This window comes from Chryseobacterium sp. C39-AII1 (assembly GCF_039672645.1).
In the GTDB taxonomy this organism is placed as follows: domain Bacteria; phylum Bacteroidota; class Bacteroidia; order Flavobacteriales; family Weeksellaceae; genus Chryseobacterium.
Window position 1 is genome coordinate 240,777 of the sequence record NZ_JBDFPQ010000004.1, and the last position, 13,742, is coordinate 254,518.

The window sequence follows — 13,742 nt, forward strand, 5'->3', positions numbered from 1 at the left end:
GCGATGGCTTTGCCATCGCGCCGAAACTATAAAAATGAGCTCAAACAAATGCTTCGATCTGGGCTAGGGACAGTCATTTATATAAATATTTGTGAAATTTCTACAACATTTGTCATCCAGATTTCCACAAAAAAATATTATTTAGCCGCGTTTACCTTTTTATTAAACAGCAAATGAGCAATTAATGCCAGAACACCCATCGTTGCACCTACAGTACAAACACCAGCCCATTGTGCTTGTTGCCACGCCAAAGAAGCCGTCCATGTTCCTAATGAACCGCCAATGAAGTAAGAAACCATATAAACTGTATTCAATCGGTTTACTGCGTTCGATTTAATCATAAAATAATTGGTTTGGTTCATAATATGGCTGGATTGAACGCCAAGATCCACCAGAATAACACCAACAATAAGTCCCCAATACGTTTCTCCGGCAAAATAAGTGAATGCCCAGCTTCCCAAAACAATCAGCAAAGAATAAAAAATAATGCGATTAATATCTAGATATTTTTGAAGCTTTCCGACTTTCGCTGCAGCCAAAGCACCTACTGCTCCAGCCAATCCGAAACTCCCTACCACAGAGGCTCCTGCATTAAAAGGCGGCTTTTCCATATGAAAAACCAAAGTTGTGAACAAGGCACACATCGATCCAAAAGCCATCGCCCCACGGAATGAAGCCAATTGTAAAACAGGCTGTGTTCTTGCTAGGTTAGCTACAGATTGCATTAATTCTTTATAAGTTCCTTTGAAATTAGGCTGAATTTCAGGCAACATCTTATATACCGCAAACCAGACTAAAATCATGAGTCCGGCAGCAATTCCGAACATGGCTCTCCATCCCCAAAGTTCTCCGACAATTCCTCCGACGAAACGTGATAATAGAATTCCCAATAATAATCCGGACATCACCAAGCCTATATTTCCGGATCTTTCTTCATCCGATGAAAGTTCAGCGGCAATTGGTACAAATAATTGAGGAATCACAGAAGTGGTTCCGATCAATAAACTGGCAACATACAGCATCCATAATTCTGTAGCAAAAGTCATCCATAATAAAGATCCAAAAACCAATAATAAATCGATTAAGATTAATTTTTTACGTAAAAACTTATCACCTAAAGGAACGATTAACAATAATCCGGCAGCATATCCCAACTGAGTTAAAACAGAAATTTTACCTGCTGCACTTTCAGTGACATTTAAATCTTTTGAAATAAGTCCTAATAAAGGCTGATTGTAGTAATTATTAGCCACTACGAGTCCGGAAATAATTGACATTAGCCAAATAACCGTACGCGAAATACGGGAAGTAGAATCAATCTGCATGTACCTGAAAATTTATTTGATCCACGAAATTACTGCAAAATATTAGGATTTTCAGATTAAGTTTATTTAAATCTCTTTTATTTGACATTCAAACAATCTATCAGTAAACCCCGACAGTTTTACGAAAAAAGCAAAACTGACGGGGCTTATAGTTAATATAAAATGAAACAAATTATTTCGTTATGCCATTCCGCCGTTTACACCGATGTTTTGAGCATTGATCCATTTGGCTTCATCACTTGCCAGAAAGACTACTACATTTGCAATATCATCCGTTTCTGCAATTCTTCCGAAAGGGTTTAGCGAAGCTAATCTGTCAATTGTTTCCTGCGATTTTCCGTTTAAAAACAATGCTGTTGCCGTAGGACCAGGAGAAACAGAATTTACATTAATTCCTCTATGACCGATTTCTTTTGAAAAAACTCTAGTTAGTTGCTCAACAGCAGATTTTGTGGCAACGTATGTTGCATAGCCCGGAAGCATTAATCTATTCACCGAAGTCGAAAAATTAATGATACTTCCATTATCTGCTAATTTTGTAGAAGCCTCACGAAGGGTATTGAAAACACCTTTTACATTGATATTAAAATGACGATCAAATTCCTCATCCGTAGTTTCCTGAATAGTTTTAGTAATCATAATTCCAGCATTATTTACCAGAACATCTATCCTTCCAAAATGCTGAATAGATTGATCAAAAAGGTTTTTCACATCTTCAGCCTTACTTACATCTGCCTGAACTGCAATGGCTTCGCTGCCTTTATTTTTTATTTCTTCAACCACATTATCGGCATCTGCTTTACTTCCCGAATAATTTACAATTAATTTAGCGCCTGCTTCCGCCAATTTTTTTGCTACTTCAGCACCGATACCTTTAGAAGCGCCTGTTACAAGAATTACTTTGTTTGATAAATTGTTCATAAATTGTGTATTTTAAGTTACATAGCAAAGGTAGAATAACTTTCAATTTTAAGTGTTGTAAATTCTAAATCATTATTTGCAAAATTCAAATCACGTTCGCTCTCTTTATCAATAGTAAATATTTTTTAACACTTTAAAATTTTCATTTGGTAACATATTTGAATAATAACTAGAAATCAAAATTGATTTTAAATAAATTTTTACATCAAATCACTTAAAATACAATATTATGTCAACAGAAAACCTTAATCACATTGAAGCGATTCAAAAAATCAAAGAACTTTCAGAAAAAGCCAAAATCTGTATGTTTTGTACAGAATTAGATACACTTCCTATCAATTCTCGTCCGATGGGTTTACAGGAAACCGATGATGAAGGAAATCTTTGGTTTATCAGCAGCGAAGCCAGCAACAAAAATTTTGAAATAAAAGAAGACAAAAGAGTTCAGTTATTCTTTATGAACAACAGCAATTCTCAATATCTTTCTATATATGGTGAAGCTTCGATTTACAAAGATAAATCTACCATCGAAGACAAATGGTCGCCCATGGCGAATGCGTGGTTCGACGGAAAAGATGATCCCAATGTTTCAATAATCCGTGTACAACCTAAAGACACGTATTACTGGGATACCAAAGCAGGAAAATTGGTAAGTCTATTTACTTTTGTTGCTGCAGCGATTACCGGAAAAGAAACGGATAATTCTGATGGTGTGGAAGGAAACGCCAATGTTTAAAAAGTTTATTTATTATTTTATCGGAGGCGGTCTATTTTTATATTATAGATCGCTTCTTTATTTATCAATTCTTTCAAAGCGCCCATCAAATAAGAATATTTTCTATCTTTGCTTTCCTTAAAAACTATAAAATCAGAAATTAAAGAATGAGAAAAACAATGCTTCTGCTGGGTTTATGTATTGCCTCTTTTTACCAATCACAAACCAACAGATTCACATATGAGTTACAATACAGAAGAGATGCTTCTGAAGAATATCGAAAAGATTTAATGAATCTCGATATCAATCCAGAATCTGTAAAATTTTATGATAAAAAATTCGCGGAGTACGATTCTGTCAACAAAAGTCGTCAAGAAGCAGTTTCCAGATACAGTACAAAGACCGATCAGGTGCTTAGCCGCAAACTAAATTCTTCAAAAAACAATCAGTATCGTGATTTCTTTGAATATTTTGTTATAAAATCCGATGATGATATTAAATGGAATTTATCTTCTGAAACTCAGGAATACAATGGTTACAAACTACAAAAAGCGACTGCTGATTTTGGCGACAGAAGCTGGATTGCCTGGTTCTCGAACGACATTAACATCAAAGAAGGTCCTTACAAATTCCGTGGACTTCCAGGATTGATCTTTATTGTAGAAGATACCGACAAAAACTTCATTTACAAACTCATCAACAACACAAAACTTCCTCAGACTTACGACACTTCTAATTTTGTTGAAACTCATTATGGGAAACCCGCTTTAGCGACTACTCATGCTAAATTCAATACTTTTATAGAAGATTTTTATGCCAATCCCACCAAAGATTTGGCTGAAGGGATAAAAAAAGGAGATAAACCATCTTTTAAAAATGAAACCATAGAAAGTATTGCGGAGCTTAATCGCAAAAAAGGAATGCTTCAGAAAGGAATTAAAAATAGATATATCTATATAGAAAAGGACAAAGCTCCAATATTTAAGGATAAATAACAGATAAAGGCTTATAAAGATCTACAATAAAAAGATCCGTTTGAAAATATACTTTCAGACGGATCTTTTTGAGTTACTTACTTTAAGGGAGAGTGAGTGTATTTAAAAATCATTTTGTTGAATGATTCTTTTTAATTAATCAATTCTTTTTCCTAAAATTTTCAATGTTCGTTCTACTCCATCAAGAACGGCCACATTTGGAAGTATTCCCCAATCTTCGAATCCAAAATACTGGAAAAGTTTTATACTTGGTTCGTTATGAAGAAATATAAAACCTAATAAAGTTTTTACCCCGAATTTTCCGGCATGATCTATACAATATTGCAAGGTCTTTTTACCGTAGCCTTTTCCTCTGAAATTTTCATCCATATAAATGCTAATTTCCACCGTTCCATCATAAGCTGGTCTTCCATAAAAAGACGAAAAGCTCACCCATCCCACCATATTTTTTTCAGGATCTTCGATTACCCAAAGTGGTCTTTTTTCAGGATTATGCTCACTAAACCATTGTTGTCTGCTTTCCACAGAAACCTCTTCGGTATCTGCCGTTACCATTCTAGATTCTATGGTAGAATTGTAGATTTTAACGATTCTTCTCAGATCTTCTGATTTTGCATTCCTGAATGTAAGTTCTTCCATTTTTTATGACAGCATATTTCTGCAAAGATACAGGAAGATTTTATTTTATTATAAATGAATTATTCTTCCTCCTCGTTCTCTTTTAGTTCCTTCAATGCACGGTTCAGACTTCTTACTGTGATTCCCAGATAAGCCGCCATATCTTCTTTTGAAATTTCCATTTCTTTGGATTTCACTTCCAAAAGTTGAGACAAAGTATGCTCTGTGGTATGCAATTGCTGATAAGATGCTCTGCTTGAAGTATTAACGATACGTTCAGCAAAAACATCAAGCAATAAATTATTGAGAGTGAGATCACTTTTAATCAAAGATCTGAAATAAGGAATCGTCATAGAATATACCGTGACCTCAGTAATCGCCTCAATGCTGCAAAGACACGAAACATTCTTCAACATCTCAATTTCCCCAATGATCTCTCCTTTTCCCAAGAATTCTACGATATATTCTTTATCATTTTCTTCAACGAAAAAGCATTTGGTAATTCCGCTCTTTACGAGCATTATTTTTGTTGAAATTTCATTCTGTGTGAGCAGTTTCTCTCCTTTCTCATAAGACTTTAAAACGATATTGTCTTTATGCTCCTGATTCGTAAAAAGTGAATCTAAATAATCTAAAAATGGCTGATTGGTTCTTAACATAATTTTATCCGGGACAAATGTCCTTTCGCGATTTATTATTTATTCTGAATTTTGTCGGCAGAAAAATACAAAAACTAAAGTGAATATAATATGAATAATTCAATTACTACGATTGCTTTTGATGCGGATGATACACTTTGGATCAATGAGCCTTATTTTCAGGAAGCGGAACAACAGTTTTGTAATTTGCTGGAAGATTATTTACCGCAACATTCTGTTTCTCAGGAATTATTTAAAACTGAAATGCAAAATCTTGAATTGTATGGTTATGGCGTAAAAGGATTTATGTTGTGCATGGTAGAAACGGTTTGTCGCGTTTCTAACAATATGGCATCGCTGAACCTCATCAATAAAACTATTGAAATCGGTCATGAGTTGCTTCAAAAACCAATCGAATTGTTAGACGGCGTCCATGAAACACTGGAAAATTTAAAGGGAAAATACAGATTAATTGTTGCGACAAAAGGCGACTTACTGGATCAGGAACGTAAATTAAAAAATTCCGGATTGCAGGATTATTTTCATCATATCGAGATCATGAGTGATAAAAAAGAAAGTGATTATCAAAAACTGTTGAAACATCTGGATTGCCAACCTGAGAATTTTTTGATGTTGGGAAATTCTATTAAATCTGATGTTTTACCCGTCTTAGAAATTGGCGGATTTGCCGCGCATATTCCTTACCATGTCACTTGGAGCCACGAGCAATATGAAAAGAATCTGGAGCATAAACGTTTTATGGAGTTTAAAAGTATTAAGGATGTTTTGGAGTATGTGTAGTTTAAATTTTAAGTTCTTATTAATAAATAGATAAAGTTTGTCATTCCGCAGGAATCTAAGCATCATAATTCATGTAGAGATTCTTTCAGAATGACAAACTTTTGGTGATTAGTTCTAATTGCAAATAAAATATCTTCATAAAAAAACTCGTTCTTATGGAACGAGTTTTACTATTTATTTCTTTAAACATTTTTCCAAGAACTGATCCTGTTCCCAAAGCAAATGCAGGATATTTTCTTTTGCTGCATATCCGTGAGCTTCTTTTGGTAAAAGTACCATTTTAACAGGAGCTCCAAGGTTTTTCAATGCCTGGAAATATCTTTCCGTCTGCAATGTAAATGTTCCCGGATTATTGTCTGCATCACCGTGCACCAATAACATCGGAGTTTTCATTTTATCGGCGTTCATAAACGGAGACATTGTGTTATAGATTTCCGGAACATCCCAATAATTTCTTTGCTCGCTCTGGAATCCGAATGGTGTCAATGTTCTGTTATAAGCACCACTTCTTGCAATTCCGCAAGCATAATCTTTAGAATGTGTTAAAAGGTTAGCTGTCATGAATGCACCATACGAGTGACCTCCCACCGCAACTTTGGTTCTATCTATATATCCTAATTGATCTACAGCATCAATAGCCGCTCTTCCGTTGGCCACCAGCTGCGTAATGAAAGTATCATTCGGCTCTGTTTTTCCTTCCCCGATGATTGGGAAAGAAGCATCATCAAGCACTGCATAACCTTTCGTCGTCCAGTACACAAATGATCCGTAATACGGGAATGTGAAGTCATTCGGATTTTGGGTGTTCTGTCCTGCGGTATTTTTATCTTTATATTCTGTAGGATACGCCCAAATTAGCAAAGGAAGTTTTTCCTTCTTCGCTTTTCTGTCGTAGTTTGCCGGAAGATAAAGGGTTCCCGTTAAGGTAACTCCGTCATTTCTTTTATACGTGATTACTTCTTTGTATACATCTTTGATGCTTTCAAAAGGGTTGGCAAAATTGGTAACGGCTTCGGCTTTATTAGATTTAATACTTTTCTTGAAATAGTTTGGATACTGACTTGCCGATTGTTGTGTCGTTAAGATCTCCCCTTTTGATGGGTTTAAAATATCAATAATCTCCTCTTTGGTGTTTTTTACATTTGAAGTATATAGTCTTTTTTTCTTCAACGTTTTCATATCCATTTCATCGATGAAAGGATGCTGACCGTCTTTTGTAAAACCATCACCGATAAGATAAGATTTTCCGCCTTTGATATCTACCACATATCTTCCGTATTGGTTTTTAGTGGTATTAAAATTTCCCGGATCGCTGTAAACATCCTGATAATTTCTGTCATCAATTACTTTAGATTCATTATTATTCAGATCAATCAGGAAAGATTTTATATTTCTTGTATCGTACCAACTTTCTGAAACAATTGCATAATGATCGTTCGTCCAGCTTACATCGCCATATCTTTGTTTTGTTTTAAAGAACGATTTTGGCGCATTGTTGAAAGGCGCTTCCCAAGTGAAAACCTCATCCCTGAAATCCGCCGTTTTAGACTGATCCCCACCATCCAATGCTTCAGCATACACCAATGTTGAAGGTGCATCGCTTCTCCATCCCATATCTCTTTTTCCTTGTCTTACAGAAGAGAACCCTTTAGGCATAATTTCGTTCAGCGGAACTTCATTTACCACTTTTACCACGCTTCCATTAGCATCGTAAACGGTAGTTGTCATCGGGAACCTGTACAAAGGAACGATGTATGAAAACGGTTTCTTAATCGTTGTCGCCATCAGATAATTTCCGTCTGGAGAAAAGCTTACACTTGAATACAAGTCCTTATCTTTTACTTTCGTTAAACCTCCGTTAAAATCAACTTTATAAATATCAGAAGACGTAAGAATTTCAAAATTCTTTTCATCCTGAGGATTCTTCAGCAAATCCTGATAGGTTCTGTTTTGAGAAACTTTTCCGTCAGCCGTTGAAACAATTGGCCCCGTTGGCAAATCTTTACTTGCATCGATCAATGCTTCTCTGTTTTGCGGAAGTGTTTTAATTAAAAAGCTTTGAGAATCTTTATACCAAACATAAGGAACTCCTAAATTGGCATTCAGATTATCGGCGGTCACTTTTTTAGCAGTTGCAGTCTCCAGATCTACGATCCAAAGTTCTACTCCTTTGCTTGTAGTATTGGTAAAGGCCAATTTTTTCTCATCCGGAGAGAATGAAGTATATGTAATTTTAGGGTTTGCAGGTAAATTTTTCACCTGAACTTCATTTTTATCACTCATTTTTCTAATCTTCAGATTATTCAAATAAGTAACCGTGCTTGAAATATTGGTTACAGGGTTTATCCTCAAACCTCCCAACTTCATTTCCTGCTGGCTAAGATCTTCCAAGGTTTTGTAAGTCGGACGGTAGGTAAACACGATCCAGTCTTTTTTACTGTTCATCAGAACGCTTGGTGGTCTTTCATAATCTGCTAATTTTAAAATCTCGGCAGATGGCTTTTGATAAGCAATATTTTCTTGTGCGTCATAAAAATTAAGAAACGCAAGAAGGCAGATAGTCAGCTTTATCTTCATAATATTTCATTTTTTACGAAAATAAGCATTTTCTGTGCATAAAAAAAGAGACTGTTTGTAACAGCCTCTTTTGTATGGTTAAATTTTAATTTCTTACCAGTCGTTTGCTCTTTTACGCTTCTCGATCATATAATCTACGGAGATTTTCCCTGCTCCGAAGGTCATTAGCAATAAATAAACCGATAAATAAATTAAACTTAATTCTCTTTTTTCAAAAAGATCTGCGCCATGAACTACAAATCCTGCAATCAACATTGTAAAGATTAGAAAACCTAAAGCAACTCTTGAAAATAATCCTAAAATAAGGAATATCGAACAAACAAATTCACCAAAAATCGTTAAAATCAACGTGATTTTCGGACCTAAACCCAAGAAGTCGAAAAACTGAATTTGTCCGTCATTAAACAACATCTGCAGTTTAGAAAACCCGTGTGAAATCATCGCAAACCCAATAAATAATCTTACAATAAATAAAATGATATCTATATAAATCGGGTTGGATTTTGAATTTGAATAGTTCATTTCGTGTATAATTTAAATTTAAAGATAATAAAAATCTTTTAATACAACGATGAATATTGACTTTTTAGTCTATCTGTATCCGAAATTCTTCAAATCTCTATCATTTTTTCGCCAGTCTTTTTTCACTTTTACAAATAAGTTTAAGTGGATTTTTTTGGCAAAAAACTTTTCAAGATCAATTCTTGATTCTGTTCCTACTTTCTTGATAGCTTCTCCTTTATGACCGATTAAAATACCTTTTTGCGTATCTCTTTCTACATAAATAATAGAATCGATGAAAATAATTCCTTCCTTTTCTTTGAACTGTTCTGTGACAACCTCTACTGAATAAGGGATTTCTTTATCATAGTTTAAAAGGATTTTTTCGCGAATCGCTTCATTTACGAAAAATCTTTCAGGCTTATCTGTATACATATCTTTATCGTAATATGCCGGACTTTCCGGCAATAAAGATTTCAGTTTTGGTAAAATGATCTCTGTATTGAAAGCATTTAACGCAGAAATAGGAAGTATTTCCGCCTTTGGAATTCTCTCGTGCCAATCGTTGACCAGTTTTTCCAGCCCTTCCTGATTCGTTTGATCTACTTTATTCAATAATAATAAAACCGGTACCGGAATTTTATTCAGCTTATCAATTAAAAATTCTGAAGGTTCCGCTTTATCGGTAACATCTACAATGAAAAGAAAAACGTCTGCATCCTGCAAAGAATCCTTCACAAAATCCATCATTTTTTCCTGCAAGCCGTACTTCGGATCCAATACTCCCGGAGTATCCGAAAATACGATCTGAAGGTCTTCTTCATTATAAATTCCAAAAATTCTGTGTCTTGTTGTTTGTGCCTTTTGGGTAACAATCGCCAGCTTCTCCCCCATCAACTGGTTCAGAAGTGTAGATTTTCCCGCATTCGGCTTTCCAACTATATTTACAAATCCTGCTTTATGCATAAAAACTATTTTACGAAATGCAAAGTTACTAAAACAAAATCGGTCTTTCCTGCTTAAACCGAAAACTTATCAAGAAACATTTATTTTTAACCTCAAAAAGTGAAGTTATTTTAAAAGAAAAGCCTCCCGAAAAGATTCGAAAGGCTTCAGAATATAATAAAGTTAGAAATAATTCTTCATAAATTGTAAACTTTTTATGGCCAGTTCTTCGGCTTCGTATGGAGATTTCTGCCAAAGTGAAACCATCTGCTGCATTCCGGGAATTGATGATGAGAAGTTTTCCAAAACTAAGTTTCCTTCAAAATCGATTTCTTTTAAAGCTTTAAACGATTCATTCCAATTTACGGTTCCTTCGCCCAGCATTCCACGGTGCGATTCTGTGATGTGAATATGTTTTAATTTTTTTCCTGCAGCAATAATTGGATCATAAAAATTATTCTCCTCAATATTCATGTGGAAAGTATCCAAATGAACAAACAAATTATCTCTTCCTGTTTTTGAAATTAAATCTAAAACATTTTGAGCCGTATTACAGACATAACTTTCATATCTGTTGATGGGTTCAATCGCTATATTTACTCCTTTTTCTTTCGCATAATCTGCGACATTGCTCCAGACTTCAACAATAACTTCCGCTTCATTTTCCGTTAAAGGATTTCCTGAAAAAGTACCGATTCCGCCATGCAGAACGCCACCAAGCAAATTTGTTTCAAGCTGAGACGTTTTATCAATCGCTTTTTTAATCAATTCTTCAGCAACCTTTGGATAAAAGGCAATATGCGCTTCTTTTGGTAAGTTTAAAGAACAAACGACCTCTAAATTATGAGTTTTCAATTGCTTTTTAACTTCTACTGAATCAAAATCCATTGATGATGGGAGAAGAATTTCAATAAGATCAAATCCTGATTGTGCTGTTTTCTCAATGGCATATTTTCCCGCTTCAGGTGTCCAGACAGGCGTAATCCACGAAAGAAGTGATGTCCCAAATTTTATATTCATTGTAAATTTTAGTTGTATTTAATTAAAATATCCACCATTCCGTTCTCACGCCTAAATACGTTCCGAATCTTTTAGCGCCAGATTGCTGTAGAAATGGAGAATAAAGTGAATTCATTGCCTGATCATTATATCTTGATACTTCGGCAATAAACCTGATGTGTGGCCTTGCCCAAACGCTTCTTTCTGCTGTAGGAACAATTGTGGGTGCCAACACCAGTTTCATCATCGATGCAGGATCTTGTGTTCCGTCTTTTCGAATTGCATAGTGTAATTCTGATAAAATATGAAACCAATTATTGAAATAATACGTTGCCCTTACACCGGTATTAAACTCAGATTTTTTATTGAAAATATCTCTTTTATAATAATCAACGGCTTTATTATTACTGTCGGAACCTCCTTTACTTTGTGTATAAACGGCATACGCATTTAATGACCATCTGTTTGAAAGATTTAACAAAATATGTTCAACCGCTGTTAAGGAATATGCACCGTTGTATTTTCCTGTTTGTTCATCTGGCGCTCCATAAGTTCTCCAAGTTTGGGTATTTCCGGCATCTCCACCATTGGCAATCCCGCTTCCATAACGTAATGAAATCTGATTGAAAGATCCTGGAAGTTTCGTTTTCAAACCTGTATTCAATTTGGCACCCAATACCCAACCACGATCAGCAGGATATTGCTCTACAGAATTTTTGCCGGATTTATCAACGGTATGAAATTCTGCTAAAAATTTCAAAGCATTATTTTTAAAAGGAATCGTATGTTCTAATACAAAAACTTCCCGTTGTCTGTAAATTAAATTCTTTGCCCCACTGATGATATTTGTATAAGAATAAGGCGTAGAATTGCTTGCAGCAGTATCTATAACAGCAGGAAAAAACATGGAAAATCTTGTATTTTTATGCCTAACTCCCCAACCTGTCGCCGAGTGATCATCAAAATAAAAATAATCTGCAATATGCACATCATCATATCTCAACCATCGAGATCCTGCCCAAACATCCCAATCGCTTCCCATAATATTTCTTGCTTCCACAAAGGCTTCCGGCAAAGCGATAATCATCCCTCGGTTAGATTTTGTATCTACATTTCCTAGAAAAGTACCTCCCGAATAAAAGCTCAATCTAGCCTGCATATCGATTTTTGTTCCTTTCGTACTGTCACCACCCACCACGGGCGTAAAATGAAAAGCGGGTAAAAAATCTACATAATCCCCCTGATCCATCCTTCCTCCCAAAGATCCCTGATTATCGAGATTCAATTGCCTACCTGTACGCCCGTCTGCGTTGGGAGAATACCCAACACCAATTCTGCCTGTTGTTCCGAATGAAAATTTCTTATTCGTAATCTGGATTTGGGCATAGCTCACCTGGCTGATTAGAATAAATATCCAAAAACAGCCTTTCAGAACTTTATTTTTCATTGCTTATTTGGAAGTTTTAGGTTTATAGAACTTTAAGGCAAATAAAACGATAATTACATAACAGATAATTGGCAACAGATAAGAATGAGCCACATCTTTTTCAGCAATTACTCCCATGATCGGTGTGAAAAATGCCCCACCAAACATCGCCATTACCAAGAATGAAGAAGCCTGCGCTACTTTTCCGCCCAATTTTTTCAATCCTAAACTGAAAATTGTAGGATACATTACACTTAAGAAAAGGTTTAGCAAAATCAAACTGATGAATGAAACCCAACCGAAACTTTGTGAAATAATTAAACAAAGAACAATATTACATGCCGTAAAAATCGCCAGTACTTTATTAGGAGCAATATATTTCATTAAAAACGTTCCGATAAATCTTCCGATCATCATCATCGCCATACTCAACGAGAAATAATATGAAGCCTCTGTTTCCTGGAAATGCATCTTTTCAACTCCGTAATTAATGAAAAATGCCCACGTTCCTCCTTGCGCTGCTACATTGAAAAACTGTGCAACCACAGCCCATACAAAATGTTTCTGTTTCCAAAGTGGCGCGCTAGAATCAACTGCTGTTTCATGATTTTCACCAGCGGCGTGTTCAGCCAATTCAATTTCTTCGGCATGGGGATCTTTTAATTCAGGAACTTTGATAAAGAAAAAAATGATGGCTAAAACCAAGACAATCACCCCAATCCAAGTATACAAACTTTTAACAGAATCTAAAGAACTGTCTTCGCCAGAACCTCCAAAAATGAAGATTCCGCCCAACAAAGGCCCCATAATAGCACCTAAACCATTGAAAGATTGAGCAAAATTTACCCTTTGATCACTTGTTCTCTCATCTCCCAACGCCGCAACAAAAGGATGCGCTACCGTTTCCAAAGTTGCCATTCCTAAAGCTAGGATGAATAAAGCAACTCTAAAAAATGTAAAAGACGAATTGTCAGCCGCAGGAACAAATAAAAATGCTCCGCTGGCAAATAGAACCAGCCCTAAAATAACTCCTTTTTTGTACCCGAATTTTTTCATAAAAAGTCCGGCAGGGATTCCCATCAGGGCATATGCTCCAAAAATAGAAAGCTGCACGAGCCCCGATTTTGCTTTAGAAATATGTAAAACATTTTGAAAATGCTTGTTCAAAACATCGCCCATCGTTAAAGCAATTGCCCAAAAAAAGAACAATGAAGTAACGAAAGATAAAACAATGATATACTTCTTTTCTGTAAACTTCGCTGAATTCATTATATTTTTCTA

At 35.4% G+C, this 13,742-nt stretch carries 13 protein-coding genes; 3 read left to right on the forward strand and 10 right to left on the reverse strand.

The features are described 5' to 3' along the window. Positions 1–137: 137 nt before the first annotated feature. Together ABEG63_RS09150 and ABEG63_RS09155 are read right to left on the reverse strand one after the other, a co-directional pair. Complete coding sequence (locus ABEG63_RS09150) at positions 138–1,325, reverse strand: MFS transporter (RefSeq protein WP_346584259.1); 1,188 nt, start codon at positions 1,323–1,325, stop codon at positions 138–140. A 180-nt stretch (positions 1,326–1,505) separates the two neighbouring features. Then, positions 1,506–2,246: an SDR family oxidoreductase gene (locus ABEG63_RS09155; protein WP_267403157.1), complete on the reverse strand. Its 741-nt coding sequence runs from the start codon at positions 2,244–2,246 to the stop codon at positions 1,506–1,508. A gap of 229 nt (positions 2,247–2,475) precedes the next feature. Between ABEG63_RS09155 and ABEG63_RS09160 the strand changes: the two genes are divergently transcribed. Both ABEG63_RS09160 and ABEG63_RS09165 read left to right on the forward strand, forming a co-directional pair. Further along, entirely contained in the window at positions 2,476–2,982 is a 507-nt protein-coding gene (locus ABEG63_RS09160; protein ID WP_267403158.1) for a pyridoxamine 5'-phosphate oxidase family protein, read from the forward strand. 146 nt (positions 2,983–3,128) lie between these two features. Beyond that, a complete protein-coding gene (locus tag ABEG63_RS09165) occupies positions 3,129–3,956 on the forward strand; it encodes a GLPGLI family protein (protein WP_346584260.1) in 828 nt (275 codons plus the stop codon). Between the two features lie 135 nt (positions 3,957–4,091). On the opposite strand, the gene ABEG63_RS09170 is transcribed toward ABEG63_RS09165, so the two are convergent. Both ABEG63_RS09170 and ABEG63_RS09175 read right to left on the reverse strand, forming a co-directional pair. After that, a complete protein-coding gene (locus ABEG63_RS09170) occupies positions 4,092–4,595 on the reverse strand; it encodes an N-acetyltransferase family protein (RefSeq protein ID WP_346584261.1) in 504 nt (167 codons plus the stop codon). A gap of 59 nt (positions 4,596–4,654) precedes the next feature. Next, positions 4,655–5,233: a Crp/Fnr family transcriptional regulator gene (locus ABEG63_RS09175; RefSeq protein WP_346584262.1), complete on the reverse strand. Its 579-nt coding sequence runs from the start codon at positions 5,231–5,233 to the stop codon at positions 4,655–4,657. Positions 5,234–5,323: 90 nt separating this feature from the next. Between ABEG63_RS09175 and ABEG63_RS09180 the strand changes: the two genes are divergently transcribed. After that, positions 5,324–6,013, forward strand: a complete 690-nt coding sequence (locus ABEG63_RS09180) for an HAD family hydrolase (RefSeq protein ID WP_346584263.1) — start codon at positions 5,324–5,326, stop codon at positions 6,011–6,013. A 174-nt stretch (positions 6,014–6,187) separates the two neighbouring features. On the opposite strand, the gene ABEG63_RS09185 is transcribed toward ABEG63_RS09180, so the two are convergent. The 6 genes from ABEG63_RS09185 to fucP all read right to left on the reverse strand — a co-directional run bounded on the left by ABEG63_RS09185 (position 6,188) and on the right by fucP (position 13,730). After that, positions 6,188–8,590, reverse strand: a complete 2,403-nt coding sequence (locus ABEG63_RS09185; RefSeq protein WP_346584264.1) for a prolyl oligopeptidase family serine peptidase — start codon at positions 8,588–8,590, stop codon at positions 6,188–6,190. A gap of 93 nt (positions 8,591–8,683) precedes the next feature. Next, positions 8,684–9,112: a DoxX family protein gene (locus tag ABEG63_RS09190; protein ID WP_346584265.1), complete on the reverse strand. Its 429-nt coding sequence runs from the start codon at positions 9,110–9,112 to the stop codon at positions 8,684–8,686. A 69-nt stretch (positions 9,113–9,181) separates the two neighbouring features. Further along, positions 9,182–10,057 carry a GTPase Era gene (era, locus tag ABEG63_RS09195; RefSeq protein ID WP_346584266.1) on the reverse strand — a complete coding sequence of 292 codons (876 nt, stop codon included), beginning with the start codon at positions 10,055–10,057 and terminating at the stop codon, positions 9,182–9,184. A gap of 162 nt (positions 10,058–10,219) precedes the next feature. Beyond that, positions 10,220–11,056, reverse strand: coding sequence for a sugar phosphate isomerase/epimerase family protein (locus ABEG63_RS09200; protein WP_346584267.1), 837 nt, complete (start codon positions 11,054–11,056; stop codon positions 10,220–10,222). 22 nt (positions 11,057–11,078) lie between these two features. Continuing rightward, entirely contained in the window at positions 11,079–12,482 is a 1,404-nt protein-coding gene (locus ABEG63_RS09205; protein WP_346584268.1) for a carbohydrate porin, read from the reverse strand. Positions 12,483–12,485: 3 nt separating this feature from the next. Then, the gene (fucP, locus tag ABEG63_RS09210) at positions 12,486–13,730 is read right to left on the reverse strand and encodes an L-fucose:H+ symporter permease (RefSeq protein WP_346584269.1); all 1,245 of its coding nucleotides are present in this window, start codon (positions 13,728–13,730) and stop codon (positions 12,486–12,488) included. Positions 13,731–13,742 lie beyond the last annotated feature (12 nt).

What these genes read in the sequence shown, in the direction of transcription:
- ABEG63_RS09180 (WP_346584263.1), top strand. Translation starts at nt 5,324, where the DNA reads ATGAATAATTCAATTACTACGATTGCTTTTGATGCGGATGATACACTT.
- ABEG63_RS09160 (WP_267403158.1), top strand. Translation starts at nt 2,476, where the DNA reads ATGTCAACAGAAAACCTTAATCACATTGAAGCGATTCAAAAAATCAAA.
- ABEG63_RS09155 (WP_267403157.1), bottom strand. Translation starts at nt 2,246, where the DNA reads ATGAACAATTTATCAAACAAAGTAATTCTTGTAACAGGCGCTTCTAAA.
- ABEG63_RS09190 (WP_346584265.1), bottom strand. Translation starts at nt 9,112, where the DNA reads ATGAACTATTCAAATTCAAAATCCAACCCGATTTATATAGATATCATT.
- ABEG63_RS09175 (WP_346584262.1), bottom strand. Translation starts at nt 5,233, where the DNA reads ATGTTAAGAACCAATCAGCCATTTTTAGATTATTTAGATTCACTTTTT.
- ABEG63_RS09205 (WP_346584268.1), bottom strand. Translation starts at nt 12,482, where the DNA reads ATGAAAAATAAAGTTCTGAAAGGCTGTTTTTGGATATTTATTCTAATC.
- fucP (WP_346584269.1), bottom strand. Translation starts at nt 13,730, where the DNA reads ATGAATTCAGCGAAGTTTACAGAAAAGAAGTATATCATTGTTTTATCT.
- ABEG63_RS09185 (WP_346584264.1), bottom strand. Translation starts at nt 8,590, where the DNA reads ATGAAGATAAAGCTGACTATCTGCCTTCTTGCGTTTCTTAATTTTTAT.
- ABEG63_RS09150 (WP_346584259.1), bottom strand. Translation starts at nt 1,325, where the DNA reads ATGCAGATTGATTCTACTTCCCGTATTTCGCGTACGGTTATTTGGCTA.
- era (WP_346584266.1), bottom strand. Translation starts at nt 10,057, where the DNA reads ATGCATAAAGCAGGATTTGTAAATATAGTTGGAAAGCCGAATGCGGGA.
- ABEG63_RS09200 (WP_346584267.1), bottom strand. Translation starts at nt 11,056, where the DNA reads ATGAATATAAAATTTGGGACATCACTTCTTTCGTGGATTACGCCTGTC.
- ABEG63_RS09170 (WP_346584261.1), bottom strand. Translation starts at nt 4,595, where the DNA reads ATGGAAGAACTTACATTCAGGAATGCAAAATCAGAAGATCTGAGAAGA.
- ABEG63_RS09165 (WP_346584260.1), top strand. Translation starts at nt 3,129, where the DNA reads ATGAGAAAAACAATGCTTCTGCTGGGTTTATGTATTGCCTCTTTTTAC.